18 protein-coding genes are annotated in these 21,193 nt (G+C 70.6%); 4 read left to right on the top strand and 14 right to left on the bottom strand.

The features are described from left to right. Nucleotides 1-43: 43 nt before the first annotated feature. Complete coding sequence (locus OHO83_RS35035) at nucleotides 44-1,201, top strand: TDT family transporter (RefSeq protein ID WP_330280256.1); 1,158 nt, start codon at nucleotides 44-46, stop codon at nucleotides 1,199-1,201. Here OHO83_RS35035 and OHO83_RS35030 read toward each other — a convergent pair. The 4 genes from OHO83_RS35030 to OHO83_RS35015 form a co-directional block, all read right to left on the bottom strand. Further along, nucleotides 1,128-1,868: a helical backbone metal receptor gene (locus tag OHO83_RS35030; protein WP_406318711.1), complete on the bottom strand. Its 741-nt coding sequence runs from the start codon at nucleotides 1,866-1,868 to the stop codon at nucleotides 1,128-1,130. The two genes, OHO83_RS35035 and OHO83_RS35030, sit on opposite strands and share 74 nt — an antisense overlap. Further along, nucleotides 1,865-2,440, bottom strand: a complete 576-nt coding sequence (locus tag OHO83_RS35025) for a helix-turn-helix domain-containing protein (protein WP_266668570.1) — start codon at nucleotides 2,438-2,440, stop codon at nucleotides 1,865-1,867. The genes OHO83_RS35030 and OHO83_RS35025 overlap by 4 nt, the downstream gene beginning before the upstream one ends. A 160-nt stretch (nucleotides 2,441-2,600) precedes the next feature. Continuing rightward, on the bottom strand, nucleotides 2,601-5,219 hold the full coding sequence (locus OHO83_RS35020) for an ABC transporter permease/substrate binding protein (RefSeq protein ID WP_330280255.1): 2,619 nt from the start codon (nucleotides 5,217-5,219) through the stop codon (nucleotides 2,601-2,603). Then, nucleotides 5,212-6,336 carry a quaternary amine ABC transporter ATP-binding protein gene (locus OHO83_RS35015; protein WP_266668574.1) on the bottom strand — a complete coding sequence of 375 codons (1,125 nt, stop codon included), beginning with the start codon at nucleotides 6,334-6,336 and terminating at the stop codon, nucleotides 5,212-5,214. Before OHO83_RS35015 ends, OHO83_RS35020 begins: the two co-directional genes overlap by 8 nt. A 249-nt stretch (nucleotides 6,337-6,585) precedes the next feature. On the opposite strand from OHO83_RS35015, the gene OHO83_RS35010 reads away from it, so the two are divergent. Further along, nucleotides 6,586-7,533 carry a 5'-3' exonuclease gene (locus tag OHO83_RS35010; RefSeq protein WP_330280254.1) on the top strand — a complete coding sequence of 316 codons (948 nt, stop codon included), beginning with the start codon at nucleotides 6,586-6,588 and terminating at the stop codon, nucleotides 7,531-7,533. Nucleotides 7,534-7,584: 51 nt separating this feature from the next. Continuing rightward, on the top strand, nucleotides 7,585-8,418 hold the full coding sequence (locus OHO83_RS35005; protein ID WP_266668578.1) for a siderophore-interacting protein: 834 nt from the start codon (nucleotides 7,585-7,587) through the stop codon (nucleotides 8,416-8,418). Nucleotides 8,419-8,481: 63 nt separating this feature from the next. Here OHO83_RS35005 and OHO83_RS35000 read toward each other — a convergent pair whose 3' ends face one another. The 4 genes from OHO83_RS35000 to OHO83_RS34985 all read right to left on the bottom strand — a co-directional run bounded on the left by OHO83_RS35000 (nucleotide 8,482) and on the right by OHO83_RS34985 (nucleotide 11,993). Next, on the bottom strand, nucleotides 8,482-9,258 hold the full coding sequence (locus OHO83_RS35000; protein ID WP_266668580.1) for an ABC transporter permease: 777 nt from the start codon (nucleotides 9,256-9,258) through the stop codon (nucleotides 8,482-8,484). Then, nucleotides 9,255-10,283, bottom strand: coding sequence for an ATP-binding cassette domain-containing protein (locus OHO83_RS34995; RefSeq protein WP_266668582.1), 1,029 nt, complete (start codon nucleotides 10,281-10,283; stop codon nucleotides 9,255-9,257). Before OHO83_RS34995 ends, OHO83_RS35000 begins: the two co-directional genes overlap by 4 nt. Before the next feature lie 268 nt (nucleotides 10,284-10,551). Further along, a complete protein-coding gene (locus OHO83_RS34990; protein WP_266668584.1) occupies nucleotides 10,552-11,199 on the bottom strand; it encodes a PadR family transcriptional regulator in 648 nt (215 codons plus the stop codon). Nucleotides 11,200-11,396: 197 nt separating this feature from the next. Beyond that, nucleotides 11,397-11,993, bottom strand: a complete 597-nt coding sequence (locus OHO83_RS34985; protein WP_266668586.1) for a GNAT family N-acetyltransferase — start codon at nucleotides 11,991-11,993, stop codon at nucleotides 11,397-11,399. A 78-nt stretch (nucleotides 11,994-12,071) separates the two neighbouring features. Between OHO83_RS34985 and OHO83_RS34980 the strand changes: the two genes are divergently transcribed. After that, on the top strand, nucleotides 12,072-13,046 hold the full coding sequence (locus tag OHO83_RS34980; protein ID WP_266668588.1) for an RluA family pseudouridine synthase: 975 nt from the start codon (nucleotides 12,072-12,074) through the stop codon (nucleotides 13,044-13,046). An 18-nt stretch (nucleotides 13,047-13,064) separates the two neighbouring features. On the opposite strand, the gene OHO83_RS34975 is transcribed toward OHO83_RS34980, so the two are convergent. The 6 genes from OHO83_RS34975 to OHO83_RS34950 all read right to left on the bottom strand — a co-directional run bounded on the left by OHO83_RS34975 (nucleotide 13,065) and on the right by OHO83_RS34950 (nucleotide 21,130). After that, the gene (locus tag OHO83_RS34975; RefSeq protein ID WP_266668590.1) at nucleotides 13,065-14,552 is read right to left on the bottom strand and encodes a cytochrome P450; all 1,488 of its coding nucleotides are present in this window, start codon (nucleotides 14,550-14,552) and stop codon (nucleotides 13,065-13,067) included. A gap of 77 nt (nucleotides 14,553-14,629) precedes the next feature. Beyond that, the gene (locus OHO83_RS34970; RefSeq protein ID WP_329435976.1) at nucleotides 14,630-15,262 is read right to left on the bottom strand and encodes a GTP-binding protein; all 633 of its coding nucleotides are present in this window, start codon (nucleotides 15,260-15,262) and stop codon (nucleotides 14,630-14,632) included. Then, the gene (locus tag OHO83_RS34965) at nucleotides 15,243-15,641 is read right to left on the bottom strand and encodes a DUF742 domain-containing protein (protein ID WP_266668594.1); all 399 of its coding nucleotides are present in this window, start codon (nucleotides 15,639-15,641) and stop codon (nucleotides 15,243-15,245) included. Before OHO83_RS34965 ends, OHO83_RS34970 begins: the two co-directional genes overlap by 20 nt. Next, on the bottom strand, nucleotides 15,638-16,045 hold the full coding sequence (locus OHO83_RS34960) for a roadblock/LC7 domain-containing protein (protein WP_100597102.1): 408 nt from the start codon (nucleotides 16,043-16,045) through the stop codon (nucleotides 15,638-15,640). The genes OHO83_RS34965 and OHO83_RS34960 overlap by 4 nt, the downstream gene beginning before the upstream one ends. Next, nucleotides 16,042-17,664: a sensor histidine kinase gene (locus tag OHO83_RS34955; RefSeq protein ID WP_266668596.1), complete on the bottom strand. Its 1,623-nt coding sequence runs from the start codon at nucleotides 17,662-17,664 to the stop codon at nucleotides 16,042-16,044. Before OHO83_RS34955 ends, OHO83_RS34960 begins: the two co-directional genes overlap by 4 nt. A 640-nt stretch (nucleotides 17,665-18,304) precedes the next feature. Then, nucleotides 18,305-21,130 carry a DEAD/DEAH box helicase gene (locus tag OHO83_RS34950; protein WP_266668598.1) on the bottom strand — a complete coding sequence of 942 codons (2,826 nt, stop codon included), beginning with the start codon at nucleotides 21,128-21,130 and terminating at the stop codon, nucleotides 18,305-18,307. Between the last annotated feature and the right edge of the window lie 63 nt (nucleotides 21,131-21,193).

The following is a 21,193-nucleotide window of genomic DNA, read 5'->3' as shown; positions in this document are numbered from 1 at the left end:
ATGGTCCCTGGTGGGGGGACCGGCCCGGCGCGACCGTGGGTTCATGGTCACCGCCGCCCAGCCGCTGCCAGCGGCCCGCATCCCGTCCCTTCGATGTCCGGCCGTCCGCCGGCTCGGTCCCAACTGGTACGCGTCCGTGATGGGAACCGCGATCATCGCGAACGCGGGCGCCGCGCTCCCCGTGCACGTTCCGGGCCTGCGGGCCCTGTGCACCACGATGTGGGCGCTGTCCCTCGTGGCGCTCCTCGTTCTCCTCACGGCGCGCGCCCTGCACTGGACGCACCACAGCGACCGCGCCAAGGAGCATCTGCTCGACCCGGCCGTGGCCCCCTTCTACGGCTGCCTCGCGATGGCACTGCTCGCCGTCGGCGGCGGCACGATGCTCGTCGGCCAGGACTGGATCGGGACACAGGCGGCCGTCGCCCTGGACACGGTGCTCTTCACGGCGGGAACGGTGATCGGGCTCGTGGCGGCGGTGGCCGTCCCGTACCTGATGGTGACCAGGCACCGGATCGAGCCGGGGCAGGCGTCCCCCGTGTGGCTGCTCCCCGTCGTGGCGCCCATGGTGTCCGCGGCCGTCGGCCCGCTCCTGGTCCCGCATCTCCCGTCGGGCCAGTGGCAGCAGACCATGCTCCTCGCCTGTGTCGCCATGTTCGGGCTCAGCCTGATCGCCACCGCGGTGATGCTTCCGGTGATCTTCGCGCGCCTGGTGACGGCGGGACCGCTGCCCCTGATGCTCACGCCCGCGCTGTTCCTCGTGCTCGGCCCCCTCGGGCAGTCGACGACCGCCGTCAACAAGTTCGCGGACACCGCGCCGGGCGTCCTGCCGGCCCCGTACGCCCAGGGGTTCGGCGTCTTCGCCGTCCTGTTCGGAGTCCCCGTGATGGGGTTCGCGCTGCTGTGGCTGGCGCTCGCGGCGGCGCTCGTGGTGCGGGCCCGCCGCCGCGGCATGCGGTTCTCGATGACGTGGTGGGCGTTCACCTTCCCCATCGGCACCTGTGTCACCGGCGCGGAGGGCCTCGCCAAGCACACGGGGCTCGCGGCGTACGACGTGCTCGCGGTCGTCCTGTACGCCGTGCTCGCCGCCGCCTGGGCCTGCGCCGCCGTGCCCACGGTCCGCGGCCTGATCAGCGGAGAGCTGCTCGCAGCGCCGCGCGCAGCACAGCCGGCGCCTGCGTCAACGACGGCCCGTACCACGTGAGATGACGCCCGCTGACGAGCGCGGCGGGCACCGGGAACTGCTCGGGCCCGTCGTCGCGCGTGAAGCGGTACGGCTCGTCGGGCAGCACCACCAGGTCGATGTCCGCCGAGCGCAGTTCGTCGGCCGCCAGGCGCGGGTAGCGCTCACCGTGGTCCGCGTACACGTTGTCCACGCCGAGCCGGGCGAGCACGTCACCGGCGAAGGTGTCCCTGCCGAGCACCATCCAGGGGCGCCGCCACACCGGCACCGCCGCCCGCAACCGCCGGGTGGGAGGCTCCAGTCCGTCCCAGGCCGCCGCGGCCTCGTCCAGCCAGCGGGGCCGGCGGGGAGAGCCGCAAGCCCTGAGGACGCGCTCCAGCTCACGCAGCGCGCCGGGCAGATCGCGGATCTCGGTGACGAGGACGTCGAGTCCCGCGGCGCGCAGGGCCGCGAGGTCGGGCGCACGGTTCTCCTCCTCGTTGGCGATCACCAGATCGGGGGCGAGGGCGATGATCCGTTCGACGTCGGGGTTCTTCGTGCCGCCGATCCGTACGACTCCGCTGCCGAGGTCGGCCGGGTGGGTGCACCAGTCCGTGGCACCGACGAGGGCTCCGGGCAGCGTGACGGCGACCGCCTCGGTCAGCGAGGGGACGAGGGAGACGACGCGCGGGCCGCGGGGCACGGTCACCGCCCGGGTTCGTCCCGCGCCTCGATGTGTTCGGCGACCGCGACGACGAGCACGCGCGCGTCCCCGGCGGTGGCCCGCCAGCGGTGCCGTACGCCACCGGTCAGGTACAGGCTGTCACCGCGGCCCAGCCGATAGGCCCTGCCCTCGGCCTCGACCTCGACGGCGCCTTCGGTGACGTACATCAGCACGTCGTTGCGGAGCTGGAACTCGCGGCCCGGGTCGTGGTCGCCGATGAACTCCTCGGCGTGCAGCTGGTGATGGCCGCGGACGAGGGAGCGCACGACCGATTCGGGGGACACGTCCTCGGCGACCGTGGTGTCGTCCGCGCGCACCAGGTCCACGGTGTGGGCGGGGTCGGCGGCGGCCAGGAGCTCGACCGCCGTGGTGCCGAGCGCGTCGGCCACCTTCTCCAGGGAGCGCCGGCTCGGCCGGGCGCGTTCGTTCTCGATCTGGCTCAGGAACGGGACGGACAGGCCGCTGCGCTCGGCCACGGTGGCAAGGGTGAGCTCCTGGGCCCGGCGCCTGCGCCGCACGGCCGCGCCCACCCGAAGAGTCTCCTTGTGTTCGTCCATCGCTCCGGCTGCCTCCCGCGCGTCGTCATCTGCTCGGCTCCTTGCACCCTACGCAGGTTCGCCGGACGGTTTCATGTGAGCGGCGGAACGCGCGTGGGCGGCCGGTGCTGAACACCGGCCGCCCACGCGCGTCGGAACTACTTCGGAACGTACTCGGGAACTACTGCGGAGCCATCCGGTCCGCGACGCCCTTGTGCGCCTTCAGCCACGCGTCCACGGCCTCTTCCTCATGGCCCTGACCGCGCTTCTTGATCTCCGCCTCGAGGCTGCCCAGCTCGCTCTCGCTCATCTTGAAGTTCTTGAACCACTTCGTGAGCTGCGGGTACTTCGAGGGGAAGCTCTTGTTGGCGATGGTGCGGATCGTGTTGCCCTCACCGAAGAGCTTCTTGGAGTCGGTCAGCTTGTTGAGCTTGTACTCGCTGTACGCCCAGTGCGGCGACCAGAGCACGACGGCGACCGGCTGCTTCTTGGCGTACGCGCGCTTCAGCTCGGCGAGCATCGCGGGCGTGGAGCCGTCGACGACCTTGTACTCCTTGTCCAGGCCGTAGCCCGGCAGCACGTTCTTCTTCAGCAGGTTCATCTCGCCGGTGCCCGGCTCGATACCGATGATCTTGCCGTCGAAGGTGGAGCCCTTGCCCTTGAGGTCCTGGAGGGACTTGACGCCCTTCACGTAGGACGGCACGGCGATCTCGAGCGACGTCGGGCTGTACCAGGAGCCCAGGTCCGTCAGGTTGTCCTTGTGCTTGTCCCAGTAGTTCTTCTGGGCATAGGGCAGCCAGGCGTCGAAGTTGACGTCCAGGTCGCCGGAGCCGAGACCCGTGTAGACGGGGCCGACGTCCATCTGCTTCAGGTTGAGCTTGTAGCCGCGGTCGCCGAGGACCCGCTTCCACAGGTAGGTGACCGCGACGTCCTCGTCCCAGGGGAACCAGGCGACGTTCACCGGACGGGCGGCCTCGCCCTTGCCACCGGCCGTCGACGACTTCTTGACCGGGGCCAGCTTGTCGACGACGCCGGGGTTGGACTTCAGCCAGGTCTTGACGGCGTCCTGCTGCTTGCCCTTGCCGGCCTTGTTGATCTCGGCCTCAAGACTCGTGAGCTGCTTCTCGGTCAGCTTGAAGTTCTTGAGCCACTTGCCGACCTCGGGGTTGTCGTCGGCGAAGCCCTTGCGGGACAGCGTGTGCACGCCGTCACCCTTGCCCCAGGCACCCTTCGGGTCCTTGAGCTTCTTCAGCTTGTAGTCGTTGTACGCCCAGTGCGGGGACCAGAGCGTCGTGACGATCGGCTCCTTCTTGGCGTACGCGCGCTTCAGCTGCGCCAGCATCGCCGGCGTGGAGCTGTCGACGACCTTGTACTCCTTGTCGAGACCGTACTCCTTGAGCACCTTGCTCTTGAGCAGGCTCATCTCGCCGGCGCTCGCCTCGATGCCGGTGATCTTGCCGTCGAACTTCGAGGCCTGGCCCTTGAGGTCCTCGAGCGAGTCGATGCCCTTCATGTAGGCCGGCACCGAAAGCTCCAGGGACGTCTCGCCGTACCAGGCACCGAGGTCGTCGAGCTGCTTGCCGTACTTCTTCCAGTACTGCGCGTGCGTGGTCGGCAGCCAGGAGTCGGTCTCGAAGTCGATCTGGCCGGAGGCCAGCGACGTGTAGAGCGGACCCGCGTCGAGCTGCTTGGCTTCCACCTGGAAGCCGCGCTGCTCCAGGATCTCCTTCCACAGGAAGGTGGAGGCGACGCCCTCGTCCCACGGGATGTAGCCGATGGAGATCTTCTTGCCCTGGCCGACGTCGGACGCGTCCGCCACGGGGTTCGCGCTCTTCGAACCGCCGAAGATGCCCATGCTGCCCGCGACGAGCGCGAGGATGACGACACCGACGACCGCGACCTCGGGCCGCGGACGGTAGTTCCAGACCGTGAGGCCGTGCGCGGCGCGCACCTTGGCGAGCGCGCGGCGGCCCATCGGGGAGGCCTGGGTGCCGAGCGCGCTGGTCATGCGGTCCAGATAGATCGCGAGGATCACGATGGCGACGCCGGACTCGGAGCCGAGGCCGACGTTCAGCTGGCCGATGGCCTCGTTCACGTCGGCGCCGAGGCCCTCGGAGCCGACCATGCCCGCGATGGCGGCCATGGACAGGCCCAGCATGATCACCTGGTTGACACCGGCCATGATCGACGGGAGCGCGAGCGGCAGCTGGACGCGGAACAGCGTGTTGCGCGGGGTGTCACCGAACGCGTCGGCGGCCTCGACCAGTTCCTTGTCGACCTGCCGGATGCCCAGCTCCGTCATACGGACGCCGGGGGCCAGAGCGAAGATCAGGGTGGCGACGATGCCGGCGGGGGCGCCCGAGCCGAAGAACAGGATGGCCGGGATGAGGTAGATCATCGCGGGCAGCGTCTGCATGAAGTCCAGGACCGGACGCACGACAGCGCTGACGCGGTTGGAGCGGGCCGCCCAGATGCCGACCGGCACCGAGATGACCAGCGCGATGATCGTCGCCACGAGGACGAGCGACAGCGTCATCATCGCGTGGTCCCACAGTTCGAGGGAGTCGATGAAGGCGAATCCCACGAAGGTCAGGACACCGGCCACCGTGCCGCGCAGCCAGAAGGCGACCACCGCGAAGATGCCCGCGAGGATCAGCGGCTGCGGGGCCTGGAGGACCCAGTTGATGCCGTCGTAGGCACCGTTGAAGACGTTCTTGAAGAAGTCGAAGAGCCACGCGGCGTTGCTGAGCAGCCACTCGACGACGTCGTTGACCCAGTCACCGAAGGGAATCCTAGGCACCGGTGCTCACCTTCTTCACCGGCTCGTCGCCCTCGCCACGCGGCGCGGGGACGGCGTCCTTCGGAGTCTTCGTCATGGAGGTCTGCGCGGTGGGCTTCATCGGCTCACCGAGCACGGCGAGGAGCCGTTCCCGCGTCACGACGCCTGTGAGCTTGCCGCTCTCGTCGGTCACGGCGACGGCGACGCCGTCCGTGGAGCACGGCGTGAACAGCTCGATCACCGGGGTGTCCTCGGTGACCGTCGCCGGCGCGTCGGCCGGGTCGTACCCCTTCTCGGGGGCGGTCATGATGGCGCCCGCGGTCAGCACGCGGGAGCGGTCCACGTCCTGGATGAACGAGGCGACGTAGTCGTTGGCCGGCGTGACGAGGATGTCCTCGGCGCTGCCGATCTGGACGATGCGGCCGTCGCGCATGACGGCGATGCGGTCGCCCAGGCGCATGGCCTCGTTCAGGTCGTGGGTGATGAAGACGATGGTCTTCTTCAGGGTCTTCTGGAGCTCGAGGAGCTGGTCCTGCATGTCGCGGCGGATCAGCGGGTCGAGCGCGCTGAACGACTCGTCCATGAGGAGCAGGTCCGCGTCGGTGGCGAGTGCGCGGGCCAGGCCCACGCGCTGCTGCATACCGCCGGAGAGCTCGTCGGGCCAGGACTTCTCCCAGCCGGCGAGACCGGCCAGACGCAGCGCCTCGACGGCGCGCTGCTCGCGCTCCTTGCGCGGGACGCCCTGGACCTCGAGGCCGTACGCCGCGTTCTCGAGCACGCTGCGGTGGGGGAAGAGCGCGAAGTGCTGGAAGACCATGCTGATCTTCTTGGAGCGCACGGCCCGCAGGTCGCGGGGGCTGAGCGCGGTCAGATCCTGGCCGTCGAAGCGGACATGCCCGGCAGTGGGCTCGAGCAGTCCGTTCAGCATGCGCAGAAGCGTGGACTTGCCGGAGCCCGACAGACCCATCACGACGAAGATCTGGCCCGGCTCGACGGTGAAGGAAGCGTCGATCACGGCAGCGGTGGTGCCGGCGGCGCGCAGTTCCTCACGGTCTGCTCCGTGGCGGAGTTTCTCCACCGCTTCATCGGGTCGTCTGCCGAACACCTTGTACAGGTCTTCGGCTTGCAGCGTGGACACATACACCTCTCGGGTAGAACCATGACGGCCCGCCTCCCCCGCCGGCGGGCCGTGGAGCGATGCGAGGTCCGCTCGCAGGCCGGAAACACATCCATTGGTTGAATGAGGGACCGGGTTCGCTCCGGGGGCGCGCCTGCCCTCACTTATGCAGATCAAACGGAAGAGTGTTCCAGTTCACATCGTGTTCACTTCCGGAACCAGATCCGCCACATCCTCGCGAGGCGGTGGCTGTCGGTGCCGTGCGGCAGGATGTGGGACGTGACCCAGCGAACCGATCGCCTGATGCTGCTCGACACCGCGTCCCTGTACTTCCGGGCCTATTTCGGGGTCCCCGACTCCGTGAAGGCCCCGGACGGGACGCCGGTCAACGCGGTGCGCGGCCTGCTCGAATTCATCACCCGGCTCGTGCACGACCACCATCCCGACTCGCTGGTGGCCTGCATGGACGCGGACTGGCGCCCCCAGTGGCGGGTCGACCTGATCCCCTCGTACAAGGCGCATCGCGTCGCGCAGGAGACCGAGGCAGGGCGGGACGGTTCGTACACGGAGGAGATCCCCGACACCCTCTCCCCCCAGGTCCCGATCATCGAGGACGTGCTCGACGCGGTGGGCATCGCGCGCGTGGGCGTCGAGGGGTACGAGGCGGACGACGTCATCGGCACGTTCACCGGGCGGGCCACCGGTCCGGTCGACATCGTCACCGGCGACCGTGACCTCTTCCAGCTCGTCGACGACGCGCGTGAGCGCCGCGTCCTGTACCCCCTCAAGGGCGTCGGCACCCTCCAGGTCACCGACGAGGAACTGCTGCGCGAGAAGTACGGCGTCGACGGCTCCGGTTACGTGGATCTGGCCCTCCTGCGCGGCGACCCGAGCGACGGCCTGCCGGGCGTGCCCGGCATCGGCGAGAAGACGGCCGCGAAGCTGCTCGCGCAGTTCGGGGACCTGGCCGGGATCATGGCCGCCGTCGACGACCCGAAGTCGAAGCTGACGCCCTCGCAGCGCAAGCGCCTGGACGAGTCGCGCCCGTACATCGCTGTCGCGCCGACGGTCGTGCGGGTCGCAGGGGACGTGCCCCTGCCGGACGTGGACACGGCGCTGCCGCGCGAAGCGCGCGATCCCGCGGCCCTCGACAAGCTCGCGGAGCGCTGGGGCTTGGGCGGATCTTTGCAGCGGCTGCTCACCACCCTGGAGCGCTGAGTGTTAACTTAGGTAAACCTAAGTAATCAGTGATCTTCAGGGGAGGCCGCCATGGCGGAACGTCCGGAACGCAGGAAGCCGACGGCGCACCGGGGCGAGGTCCTGCGCACCGAGCGGCTCACCCCGCACATGCAGCGCGTGGTCCTCGGCGGGGACGGCCTCGCCGCGTTCGCCGCGGGCGGCTGCACCGACCACTACGTGAAGCTGCAGTTCCCGCTCGACGGCGTCACCTACCCCGAGCCGTTCGACCTCGGCCGGATCCGCGAGGAACTGCCGCGCGAGCAGTGGCCCGTGACGCGTACGTACACCGTGCGCGCCTGGGACCCGGTGGCGCGCGAGCTGACGCTCGACTTCGTGGTGCACGGCGACGAGGGCATCGCCGGTCCGTGGGCGCGGGACGTACAGCCGGGCGCGAGCGTGCATCTGGCCGGTCCCGGCGGCGCCTACACCCCGGACACAACCGCCGACTGGCATCTGCTCGCCGGTGACGAGAGCGCCCTGCCCGCGATCGCGGCCGCCCTGGAGGCGCTGCCCGAGGGCGCCGTGGCCCACGCCTTCGTGGAGGTCTCCGACGCCACCGAGGAGCAGAAGATCGACTCCGCCGCGCAGGTCGTCTGGCTGCACCGCGGCGGCCGGCCGGTGGGCGAGGCCCTGGTGGAGGCCGTACGCGGGCTGGCGTTCCCGGCCGGCCGGGTGCAGGCCTTCGTGCACGGCGAGGCGGGCTTCGTGAAGGAGCTGCGCCGTCATCTGCGTACCGAGCGGGAGATCCCGCGCGAGGACCTCTCGATCTCCGGGTACTGGCGCCTCGGTCACAACGAGGACGGCTGGCAGGCCTCGAAGAGGGAGTGGAACGCGCAGGTGGAGGCGGAGCAGGAGACGGCGTAGGGCCGTCTCCCACTCCCCCTGGGGCGCCCCCTCAGGGAGAGCGCCTCCCCTGAGGCGTGGTGCTCAGACGGACCGCTGGTACGAGCGGAAGGTGCGGGTCGACAGCCACACCGCCGCGACGGCCAGCACGAGGAGCGCTCCGCCGCGGGTCAGCACGTCGCTCCAGTCCGGGTGGTCGGACATCGCCGAACGGCCCGCGACCATCGCCCAGTTGAGCGGGTTGAAGTCGGCCGCGTGCCGCATCCACGACGGCATCTGCGACGGCGCCATGAACGCGGAGGACAGGAAGGTCAGCGGGAGCAGCAGGAACGTGTTGATCCCGATGATCGACTCCCGCTCCCTGACCAGCATGCCCAGCGCGTTCGACAGCGCGCCGAACACCGTGCCGAGGAGCACCGCGGCGGCGACGAGGATCAGCACTCCGCCCGCCCCGCCCGGCAGTTCGGCCCCGCCCAGGAGGCCGAGCAGCACGATGACGACGGACTGGAGCGCGGTGACCAGACCGTTGCTCACCACATTGCCGTTCATCAGGGCCCCACGGCTCACCGGCGTGGTGAGGAACCGGTTGAGCGTGCCGCGCTGGATCTCGTCCAGCGTCGCCATGCCCGCCCACATGTTGGAGCTGAGCGCGCTCATCACGACGACGCCGGGGATGAGGTAGTCGAGATAGGTCGTGGTCCCGAAACCGCCCAGCTCGACGACCTTCTTGAACAGGTTGCCGAACAGGAACAGCCAGACCACCGGCTGGATCAGGGTGATCAGCAGATACGCGGGCTGACGCAGGAACACCACGAGCTGACGTTGCGTCATGTACCAGGTCTGCGGGATCGCGGTACTCATCGGGCACCTCCGGCGGGGGCGAGGGCATCGGCGGCGGACTCGTCCCCGGTGGCGGCCTGCGCCTCGGAGTAGCGGCGGCCGGCGTAGCGGAGATAGACGTCGTCGAGCGAGGGCCGGGCCACGGTGGCGGCGGTGACCGCTACGCCCGCCCTCTCCAGCGCGCCGAGCAGGGCGGGCACGGCGGCAGCCCCGTCGTCGGTACGGACACTGACGCGCCGGCCGTCGAACTGGGTCTCGCGCACTCCCGGCAGCGCGGCGAGCGCGCCCTCCAGCAGCGTGCGGCCCGTGTCCGGGACCGGGGCGCGCAGCTCCAAGTGGACGGCGTCCCCGCGCAGTTCACCCTTGAGGCCGTCGGGGGTGCCCTCGACGACGACATGGCCGCGGTCGACGACGGCGATGCGCTCGGCGAGCCGGTCGGCCTCTTCGAGGTAGTGCGTGGTGAGCAGGATGGACAGGCCCTCGTCGCCGGCGAGGCGCGTGATCTCGTCCCACATCGCGGTGCGGGCCTCCGGGTCGAGGCCGGTGGTGGGCTCGTCGAGGAAGAGGACCTCGGGCCGGTGGACGAGGCCGAGCGCCACGTCGAGGCGGCGCTGCATGCCGCCCGAGTAGCCCTTGACCTGGCGTCCGGCGGCGTCGGAGAGGTGGAAGCGGTCGAGGAGTTCGGTGACGCGCCGGTTCAGGCCGGCTCCGCGCAGGCCGTAGAGCCTGCCCTGGAGCTGGAGGTTCTCGCGGCCGGTGGCGACGGGATCGGCGCCGGACTTCTGGGCGACGACACCGATGGCGCGGCGCACGCGGTCGGGGTGCCGCAGCACGTCGTGGCCCGCGACAGTGGCGGTCCCGGAGTCGGGGCGGGCGAGGGTGGTGAGGATCTTGACGGTGGTGGACTTCCCCGCACCGTTCGGGCCGAGCAGGCCGAAGACGGTGCCGGGTTCCACGGTGATGTCCAGGCCGCTGAGCGCGGTGACATCGCCGGGATAGGTCTTGACGAGTTGACGCGCCTGCACTGCGGGCGCACGGGTGCTCATGACGACGGCTCTCCTGTGTGAGCGGACGACGGTGGATCCGCTCGCGGGTGTGAGCGGATGACGACCGATCCACGTGAAGAGCGCCGGGCTATCCTGGGTGTGCCGCACCTCGATCGCCTGGCTCGCCGCACGGTGGGTCGGTCCGGGGTTCGAGACCCTGGCGGGACTGCTGCAACAGTCCTGCCGGGGTCTGTTTGTCTGTCTCGGTCTGCTTCTCTCCGGGTCTCTCTTCTCTTCCTCGGTCGAACCTCACCGGTTCACGGGTGGATCACCGGTCGGGGCGGGTGTCCTCCAACTCGGCGAACTCCGGCGGGATTTCACCGGTCTCCTGGAACGTCCGCCACTGTTCGACGCCGTCGAGCGTGCCCTCCTTGACCTCCCGCAGGAAGCCCCGGATCCACTCGGCCTGCGCCTCGACCATGTGCAGCTGATACTCGGTCTCCACGAGGAAGATCCGCGGCAGCGTCTCGTACAGCTTCATGAGTCCGCCACGCGCGCTCGCCGCCTGGACCTCGAGCGAGGCGAGCCGCTCCTCCAGCAGTCGCGTCACCTCGTCGGGGTGTATGACCCCCATGAGGGAGAGCGCCGTCTCGAAGATCGGGTACTCGCGCGCGGGCACGGCGAGCAGGTCGGAGAGCCACTCGAGCGCTTCCTCCCGGCCGTCGTCGGTGATCCCGTAGAGCGTGCGCTCCGGCCGGTTCCCCTGCCGCTGCACGTCCGCGACCTCGACGAAGCCGTGCTTCTCCAGGTTCTGGACGACCGTGTAGAGCGAGCCGTAGTTGATCTTCGTCGTGGTGTCCTTGCCACGCCGGCGCAGGGTCTGCGCGATCTCGTACGGGTGCATGGGCTTCTCCATGAGCAGCACCATCACCGCGAGGGCCAGCGGATTGCCCAGCTTGCGCCGCTTCGTGGCCACGGACCTCACCTCACCCCTCGCACCCGACACCCCGTATCCGAATATCCGTAGCCGAACATATCGCGATAGACCATCGAGGTCAACACACGATGTATCGCGAAAGCGGCGCGTGCGCAAGAGGCGCGTGCGCAAGAGGCGCGGACTTCGGTGCGGGGATCTGGTGGCGGCGACCGCGGCAGGTCCGGGTCGCGGCCGCGTCACACCTGCGGACGGCGGTCCCCCCGCACGCGCGCGTGGAGGTGGCAGTCGTGCCAGCCGTCCGCGTGCAGGAGCGCGCTGCGCTTCGTTCCCTCCAGGGCGAACCCCGACTTGAGGGCGACCCGGCAGGACGCCATGTTGCTGACGGCGTGCTGGAGTTCGAGGCGGTGGAAGCCGATCTCGTCGAGCGCCCAGCGGGACAGCGCGGCGACGGCGCGCGGGGCGACACCGGCGCCCCGCGCCGCGGGCAGGACCCAGTACGCGACCTCGGCCAGTCCTTCGTGCAGGGACAGGGACCGCAGCCCCGTGCGGCCCACCACCTCGCCGGTGTCCGCCGTGGCGAGGGCCCAACTCGCCCTCTGCTCACCCTCCCAGGCGTCCCTCCACTCCTCCATCCAGCCGCGCGCCTCGTCCTCGGACTCCGCGACCCGCGCGTGCCAGTGCTGGATCGTCGGGTCGCGGAACGCCGCGTACACGGCGGGCACGTCGTCGTCCCGCCAGGGCCTCAGGACGAGGCCGCCCTCGGCCTCGATGGTGGGCTGAGGGCCGCGGGCGAGCGTGCCGGTGGCCAGGACCTGCGCAATCGTGATCGGCATGGGCCCCATCCTGCCCCCGGCCGCCCGCCTCCGTCCGTGGTTCCTGGGGACCGGCGGCCGCCCGTAGGCTGGGCCGCGATGAGACGTAAGCGGCGCATTCCGCCCTCCCCGCTGCCGCAGCGCGACGGCATCGACGCCTTCCGGGTCATGCTGCCGCTCGACGGCGCCTGGAGCACCGTGCGCGACCATCTCGTGGAGCGGCTCGCGCCCGGACCCGCGGTGATCGACGCGATGCTGCGCGAGGGGCGGATCGTGGGCGCGGACGGGGCCGCGGTGACGGCGGACGCGCCGTATGTGCCGGGCGCCTGGGTGTGGTTCCACCGCGACCTGGCGCCCGAGGTGCCGGTGCCGTTCCCCATCGGGATCGTGTACCGGGACGAGCACATCGTCGTCGCCGACAAGCCGCACTTCCTTGCGACGACGCCGCGCGGCAGCCATGTCACCGAGACCGCGCTGGCGCGCCTGCGGCGCGAGTTGAACCTGCCGGCGCTCGGTCCGGCGCACCGGCTCGACCGGCTCACCTCGGGCCTCGTCCTGTTCGTCGTCCGGCCCGAGGAACGCGGCGCGTACCAGACACTGTTCGGCGACAAGCGCGTACGCAAGGAGTACGAGGCGGTGGCCGCCCACGACCCGGGAATCGCCCTGCCGAGGACCGTGCGCAGCCGGATCGAGAAGGAGCGCGGGGTGCTGGCCGCGCGCGAAGTACCCGGCGCGGAGCCGAACGCGGAGAGCCGGATCGAGCTCGTCGGGCACCGCGGTGGGCTCGGCCGCTACCGGCTGCTCCCCCACACCGGCCGCACCCACCAGCTGCGCGTCCACATGAACGCGCTCGGCCTGCCGATCCTCGGTGACCCGATCTACCCGGCGATCCTCGACGAGGTGGCGCCGGACGACTTCCGCCGCCCGCTCCAACTCCTCGCCCGGACCCTGGAGTTCAGGGATCCCGTGACGGGCCGGGAGCACCGATTCGAGAGCGGGCGGATGCTCGAGGCCTGGTCGGCGTACGAGGAGTGGGCGGGCGGCGGGCCGACGGCGCCCACGCACCCCTCGTAACGCCTGCGCGCGGCCCGGTCAGTAGCCGCGCCACCAGCGCAGGAAGCGCCGCCAGGCGCCCTGCGGTGGTGCGGCGGGCTCCGGGAACGCTGCCGGCGGCTGCTGCTGCGGCTCCGGGGCGGCCGCCGGAACGGGGGCGGGCGCCGGCGGGGCGTGCGTCGACACCTGCCATTCGTCGCGCGGCTCCGGGACCGGCCGGATGCCGGGCTTGGCGACGACGTCCTGCGGCGGACGCGGCTCGAACTTCACCGGCAGCTCCACCAGGTGCTGCGAGAGGATCGAGGAGCGCCAGCGCAACTCGTGCTCGTGCACCGAGAGTTCGACATCGGGAAGGCGCATCAGGAGCGCGTCGACGCCGATGTCGGCGATGGCGCGGCCGATGTCCTGTCCGGGGCACTCGTGCGGTCCGCCGCCGAAGGCGAGGTGCGAGCGGTTGCCCTGCATGTTGGCGGACAGGTCGGGGCGTACGACGGGGTCGACGTTGCCGGGCGCGATGCCGAAGATCAGCCCGTCGCCCCGGCGGATGTGCCGGCCGCCGAGCTCGGTGTCCTCCTTGGCGAAGTAGCCGACCATGGCGCTGAACGGCGGCTCGTCCCACAGGGACTGCTCGACCGCCTCGGGCACGGTCATCTGGCCGCCGTTGAGCCGGGCGCGGAAGCGGGGGTCGGTGAGGACCACGCGCAGGACGTTCGCGATGAGGTTGGCCGTGGCCTCGTACGCGGCGATCAGGACGAGGCGCAGGTGCTGGGCGACCTCGTCGTCGTCGAGGGCGGCGGGCTGGGCGATGAGGTGGCTGGTGAAGTCGGCCTCGGGGTGGGCCCGGCGGCGGGCGGTCAGCCTGGTGAGGACGCCCATGATGTATTCGTTGCTGGCGATGGCGGTCTCGGTGCCCTTGATCATGTCGCGGGCGGCCTGCACCATCCGCTCGTTGTACTCCTCGGGCATGCCGAAGATCCGGCACATCACCATCATCGGCAGATGCTCGGCGAACTGGCTGACGACGTCCGCCTCGCCGATCTCGCAGATCTTGTTGACCAGCTCGTTCGAGGCGCGGTTGATGAAGCGCCGCAGGCCCCGGGCCTCGATGGTGCCGATCGCCCCGGTGACCGCGCCGCGCAGCCGCTGGTGGTCGGCGCCCTCGGCGAAGCTGCAGATCGGCTGCCAGCTGAAGACGGGCGCGAGGGGGTTGGTGGGGGTGACGCTGCCGTCGAGGACGGCGTTCCAGTGGCGCGCGTCGCGGTTGAACTGGGAGGTCGAGCGGACCATGTGCAGGTTCTCGCTGTGCCCGAGGACCGCCCACATCGGCACGTCGTCGTGGATCAGGACGGGGGCGACGGGGCCGTGTTCGGCGCGCAGCTTCTCGTACACGGCCGCGATGTCGTCGTCCGCCTCGGGACCGTAGAGCCGGCGCAGGCCGCCGGGGCCCAGGGCGTGGGCCGGGCAGCCGGGCGGCGGACTGAGCGCGGCCTCGTCCGTCCCGGCGTGTGGGTGGGGGGGAGTCGTCACGGTGATCGCTCCGGTGGTGTGGAAAGTCTGTGTGGAAAGGCTGTGTCGGGGAAGAGGGCGGCAGGGCACCCGCGGGATCAGACGCGGGCGAGCGCCAGTTCGTGCAGATAGCGCATCAGCGTCATCAGGACGTCCCGGCTGGAGGCGCGGCGCCGGGCGTCGCACTCGAGGATCGGGACGCCCGGGTCGAGGTCGAGGGCCTGGCGCAGTTCGTCGGCGGGGTAGCGCGGGCCGTCGGGGAAGGCGTTGTTGGCGATGACGAACGGCACGCCGCGCTCCTCCAGGCGCCCGATCACGTCGAAGCTGACTTCGAGGCGGCGGGTGTCGATGAGCACGACGGCGCCGAGTGCGCCCTCGAACAGGCCGTTCCACAGGAACCAGAAGCGCTCCTGGCCCGGGGTGCCGAAGAGGTAGAGCACCAGCTCGTCCGTGATGCTGATGCGTCCGAAGTCCATGGCGACCGTGGTGGCGGTCTTCGTCTCGGAGCCGTAGTTGTCGTCGACTCCGATGCCCGCCTGGGTCATGGTCTCTTCGGTGGTGAGCGGCCTGATCTCGCTGACGGATCCCACCATCGTGGTCTTGCCCACGCCGAATCCGCCCACGATGACGACCTTCACTGCAGCCGTGACCGTGTCGGGCAGATGGTCCTCGCTCCGGGGCCCCGGAATGTGGGGTCCGTCCCGGAGCGTGTCAGAGCTTTTGAAGTCCATGCATCACCGCTTCGAGGAGGGAACGGTCGGCGACGGCGCCGCGGATGACGGGGGCGCGCGCCTGGACCAGTTCGGCCGCGAGGAGTTCGCCGAGCAGCACGGTGACCACGCTGAACGGCAGACTGAGGTAGGCCGAGATCTCGGCCGTGGACAGGGGCGACTTGCACAGCCGTAACAGGGCTGCCTGCTCGGGCGGCGCAGCGGGAGGGGGGTCGGCGCGCGCGATGATCAGGGTGACCAGGTCGAGTGGCGCGCGCTCGGCCCCCTCGCCGCCGCCCGTGATGGTGTACAGACGTTCGGGGTTGGCGCCCTTGCCGTCCTGTCCGCGGCGTTCGCGCTGCGGCGGCTCCGCCCGGGAGGGTTGCGGGGGATGCGTCATACGGTCTGCCCGTTGCGCCGGGGCGGACTGGTCAGGTGTGCGCCGATGCGTACGACGAGGTCGCGCATGCGGTTGCTGATGAGTCCGGCGTCCACGTGGGCGTCGGCGAGGACCGCGAGGTACGCGCCCTTGCCCGCGGCCATGAGGTAGAAGAACCCTCCGCTGACCTCGATGATGACCATGCTCATCCGGCCGTCGCTGTCCGGGATCTCGCTGGCCACCGCGGTGGCCAGGCTCTGGAGTCCGGCGCAGGCGGCGGCGATGCGGTCGGCGGCGTCGGGGTCGCCGCCGTAGCGGGCGATGCGCAGGCCGTCCGCGGAGAGCACCACGACCTGCCGGGTCTGGGGTACGCCGTCGGCGAGCTCCTTGAGCATCCAGTCGAAGTTTGCCCTTTGCTGGATCACTGGCGGTCTCCCTCGTCGACCTGCTGATTGGTCCCGGTGGGCTCGCCCGACGCGTCGCCCTGCCCGTCACCCTTGAGCCCGTTCATGAACGCCTCGACCCACAGGCCCGGTTCGGGCTGGTCCGGCTTCTCGGGTTCGGCCTCGGAGGCCGGCACCGGGATGGGCGTCCACTGCGGGGGCTGGTCCGCGCGGGGCGCCGCCCCGCTGCCGTTCTCGGGCGCCCTGGGCGTCACGATGATCTGCTGGTCGATGACCTTCGTGTCGACCTTCCTGCGGCGCTGCGGCAGGCCGTTGGCGCGCCACTCGGTGACGACGGGGACGTCGTCCTCCATGGCGGCCATCAGCGGCGCGGAGGGACGGGGTCCCGTGGTGGGTCGGCGCAGCTTCTTCTTGCGGGGCTCCTCCACGATGGGCTCGCCGTCGTTGTTGACGCGAGGCACACCGGAGGCGCCGATGCCGTGCGCGAGGCCGGGCGCGGGGTCGGTCGTGATCATGATCCGCGGCACGATGAGGACGGCGCGGACGCCGCCGTACGCGGACTGGCGCAGCGCGATCTGCATGTCGTACATCTGCGAGAGCCGGCCTACGACGGCCATGCCGAGGCGGGGGTTCTCGCCGAGGTCGTTGAGGTCGATACCGGCCTTGGCGCGGGCGAGCATCTCCTCGGCGCGGCCGCGGGCCTCCTCGCTGAGGCTGACGCCGCCGTCCTCGATCTCGATGGCGATGCCGGTCTGCACCTCGACCGCGGTGACATGCACCTTGGTCTGCGGCGGCGAGTAGCGCGTCGCGTTGTCCATGAGCTCGGCGAGCGCGTGGATGAGCGGCTCGACGGAGATGCCGCGGATGGCGACCTTGGCGATCGAGTGCAGCTCGATGCGGGGGTATTCGAGGATGCGCGACATGGCGCCGCGCAGCACGCTGTAGAGCGGCACCGGCCGGGGCCACTGGCGGCCGGGGCGGGCGCCGCCGAGGACGGTGATGGAGTCGGCGAGCCGGCCGATCAGCGCGGTGCCGTGGTCGATGCGCAGGAGGTCGTCGAAGACCTCGGGGTTGCGGCCGTGGTCCTCCTCCATCTCGCGCAGTTCGGCGTTCTGCTTGTGCACGATGGACTGGACGCGGCGCGCGATGGAGACGAAGGCGCGCTGCGCGGCGTCGCGCATGTTCTCCTCGCGGTCGATGAGGTCGAGCACCTCGGCCATCAACCTGCGCTGGGCGTCGGCCAGTTGGGAGTGCGCGGGGTCGCTCTCGACGACGACCTTGACGGCTTCCGAGGCCGTGTCGCCGGAGCGCAGCCGGTACAGGGACTCGGGCAGCAGATACCTGGCCATCCACTGGGCCTCGTCGTCACGGGCGGCGAGGCTGCGTTCCAGGTGCGCGACGTGGCGGGCGGACTGGGCCCGCTCCCACTTGATCGTGCGGCCGCGGCGTACCGCCTCGGCGGCCACCAGGATCAGCAGAAGCGTGGCGACACCGCCGCACAGGGCGACGGCGAGCCGCGCGGGCTGCGCCACCACCGCGACGGCGGCTCCGGTCGCCGCGGCCATGGCCACGGCGGGCAGCAACAGCACGCGTGTGTAGGGGATTTCTCGGCCACCGGGAGGCGATTGAACACTCACCATGTATGCCCTCTGAACGGTCGGATCGGGGAAATGTGGTTACGGGGACGTGCTGACGTGCGCGTGGGGGGACGAACTCGAACCATCTACAAGATTGGGAACAAACGCACGAATATGTGCCAACTCGGTGCGCTGCGGGCGAGCTTAGTCCCGTGGGATCATCGCTGTGTCATATTCCGCAAGCACCTGAAATGGCCGGGCGGGAGGAATACACTCGGCTCCATTTACACGCTCAGCGGCTGCTCGCACACATGGAGTGATCACGTCCGGCTGTGCGAAATCCCCGCCACGGAAGGGCCGTTGGGCCCTCGGCGCGCGGCGTGTGTGAGGTCAGAGGCCCGCGATGCGCGGGGCCCCGTCCGCGGTCGTCGCGGCGAGGACCGGTACGGAGCGTTCGGGATCGCGGCGGTGCACGAGAATGACGCCTTCGGTCAACCGGTGAACAGATCGGCATTCAGCGGGAGTTCACCCTCGTCGCGCGCACGCCCAGTTCGGTGGCGGCGGCAACCGCCCCTGGATCTAAATGAGTTCGGCGCGAACGGGCACGGACGGCATGAACGGCACTGAGTCGCGTACGGCCCAGATCCCCGCGCCCGTCAGGGGCGCGGGGAACGGCCCGACCGGTCACCACCGGCCGCGCCTCCTAACCGACGGACGAGTACGCCACCACGCCGCGCCGCAACGCGTCCACGGCCTTGCGTGCGTTCTTGGCGACCGTGTTCCCGTCTCCCGCGCCGGAGACGGACGGCGCCGCGGCCGCGATCTGGCCGAGCACGTCGATGACCTGCTTGCACCAGCGCACGAAGTCACCGGCGGGCATGTCCGCCTCGCGCAGGACCTCGTCGAGGCCCTTGCCGGACGCCCACTGGTGCGCGGCCCAGGCGAAGCCCAGATCGGGTTCGCGCTGGCCGACGCCCTCGGTCTGGCTGATCTTGAACTCTTCCTCCAGGGCGTCGAGCCGGCCCCAGATGCGGACCATCTCGCCGAGCGCCGCCTTGGCCTTGCCGGACGGCAGCTTGGGCGCGAGCGCGTCGTCACCGACGCGGGCCTCGAACACCAACGCCGAGACGCACGCGGCCAGTTCGGCCGGGCTGAGGCCCTCCCAGACCCCGTCGCGCAGGCACTCGCTGGCGAGCAGATCGAGCTCGCCGTAGAGACGCGCGAGGCGCTTGCCGTTCTGCGTGACCTCGTTGCCGCGCAGATAGTCCATCTCGGTCAGCAGGGCCACGATGCGGTCGAAGGTGCGGGCGATCGTGTTCGTCCGGCCCTCGATGCGGCGCTCCAGCTGCTGCGTGTCGCGTCGCAGCCGGTAGTAGCGCTCGGCCCAGCGGGCGTGGTCCTCGCGCTCGTCGCAGCCGTGACACGGGTGGGCGCGCAGCTCGGCGCGCAGCCGCGTGATCTCGCGGTCGTCGGCCGCCGCCGCGCGGCCCTTGCGGTGCCGGTCGGGCACGATGTGGCCGGCCTTGGTGCGCAGCGCGGACGCGAGGTCCCGCCGCGACTGGGGCGAGCGCGCGTTGAACGACTTGGGGATCCGCATCCGATCCAGCGCCTCGACGGGCACCGGGAAGTCGATCGACGCGAGCCGCTTGACCTGGCGCTCGGCGGTCAGGACCAGCGGACGCGGGCCGTCGTGCTGCTCGAAGCCACGGTGTCCGTTCGACCGGCCGGCCGGGATGCCGGGGTCGAGGACGAGCGCGAGCCCGGCGAACTTGCCGGAGGGAACGTGGATGACGTCGCCCGGCTTGAGCTTCTCCAGGGCGGCGGCCGCCGCGGCGCGCCGCTGGGCCGCACCCTGCTTGGCGAGGTCCGTCTCGCGGTCCTTGAGCTCCCGGCGCAGCCGTGCGTACTCCTCGAAGTCCCCCAAGTGGCAGGTCATGGAGGCCTTGTAGCCTTCCAGGCCCTCCTCGTTGCGCTGTACCTGACGGGAGATCCCGACGACCGACTTGTCCGCCTGGAACTGTGCGAAGGACGTCTCGAGCAGCTCGCGCGAGCGGTGCCGGCCGAACTGCTCGACCAGGTTCACCGCCATGTTGTACGACGGCTTGAAGCTGGAGCGCAGCGGGTACGTGCGCGTGCCCGCGAGTCCCGCGAGGTGCTCGGGGCTGAAGCCGCGCTGCCACAGGACGACCGCGTGGCCCTCGACGTCGATGCCGCGCCGGCCGGCCCGGCCGGTGAGCTGGGTGTACTCGCCGGGCGTGATGTCGGCGTGCTGCTCGCCGTTCCACTTGACGAGCTTCTCCAGCACGACGGACCTGGCCGGCATGTTGATGCCGAGCGCCAGGGTCTCCGTCGCGAAGACGGCCTTCACGAGACCGCGTACGAACAGCTCCTCGACGACCTCCTTGAACGTCGGCAGCATGCCCGCATGGTGGGCGGCGATGCCGCGCTCCAGGCCTTCGAGCCACTCGAAGTACCCGAGGACGTGCAGGTCCTCGTCGGGGATCGCGGCCGTGCGCTCCTCGACGATCTCGCGGACGCGGGCGCGGCGCTCGTCGTCGTTGAGCCGCAGGCCCGCGTACAGGCACTGCTGCACGGCGGCCTCGCATGCGGCGCGGCTGAAGATGAACGTGATCGCGGGCAGCAGCCCCTCGCTGTCGAGGCGCTCGATGACCTCGGGGCGGCCGGGCGTCCAGATCCGGGAGCGCTGTCTGCGCTCGCGCTCGCGGTCCGCCTCGCGCACCATCTTGCCCTTGCGGCGGTCGCGCGGGTTGTACGAGCGACTGGCCTCCATGCGGGCCATGCGCGTCAGGTCCGGGTTGACGGCCTTCTTGCGGCCCTCGCCCTCCTCGAAGAGGTCGTACATCCGGCGCCCGGCGAGCACATGCTGGAACAGGGGTACGGGCCGGTGCTCGGAGACGATCACTTCGGTGTCACCGCGCACGGTGTCGAGCCAGTCGCCGAACTCCTCCGCGTTCGACACGGTCGCCGAGAGGGAGACCAGGGTGACGGACTCCGGGAGGTGGATGATCACCTCTTCCCAGACGGCGCCGCGGAAGCGGTCGGAGAGGTAGTGCACCTCGTCCATGACCACGTAGCCGAGGCCGAGGAGGGTCTGTGAGCCCGCGTACAGCATGTTCCGCAGGACCTCGGTGGTCATGACGACCACCGGAGCGTCCGCGTTCACGCTGTTGTCGCCGGTCAGCAGGCCGACCTTGTCGGCGCCGTACCGCTTGGCGAGGTCGGCGTACTTCTGGTTCGACAACGCCTTGATGGGCGTCGTGTAGAAGCACTTCTTGCCCTGCTGGAGGGCCAGGTGGACGGCGAACTCGCCGACGATCGTCTTGCCGGAGCCCGTGGGCGCGGCCACCAGAACGCCCTTGCCCGTCTCGAGAGCCTGACACGCCTCGATCTGGAAGGGGTCGAGGCCGAAGTCGTACATCTCGCGGAAATCGGCGAGCGCGGTGGCCTGCTCGGCAGCGCGCCTACGTGCTGCCGCGTACCGCTCGGCCGGTGAGAGGTCCTCTGTCATCGTGCATTCGAGACTACCGGCCGCCACTGACAACGGACGATCTTTATTGTGATCGGTCCCTTC

Origin of the sequence: Streptomyces sp. NBC_00569 (assembly GCF_036345255.1) — a bacterium.
Lineage (GTDB): Bacteria > Actinomycetota > Actinomycetes > Streptomycetales > Streptomycetaceae > Streptomyces.
This window is presented reverse-complemented; position numbering and strand designations above follow the sequence as displayed.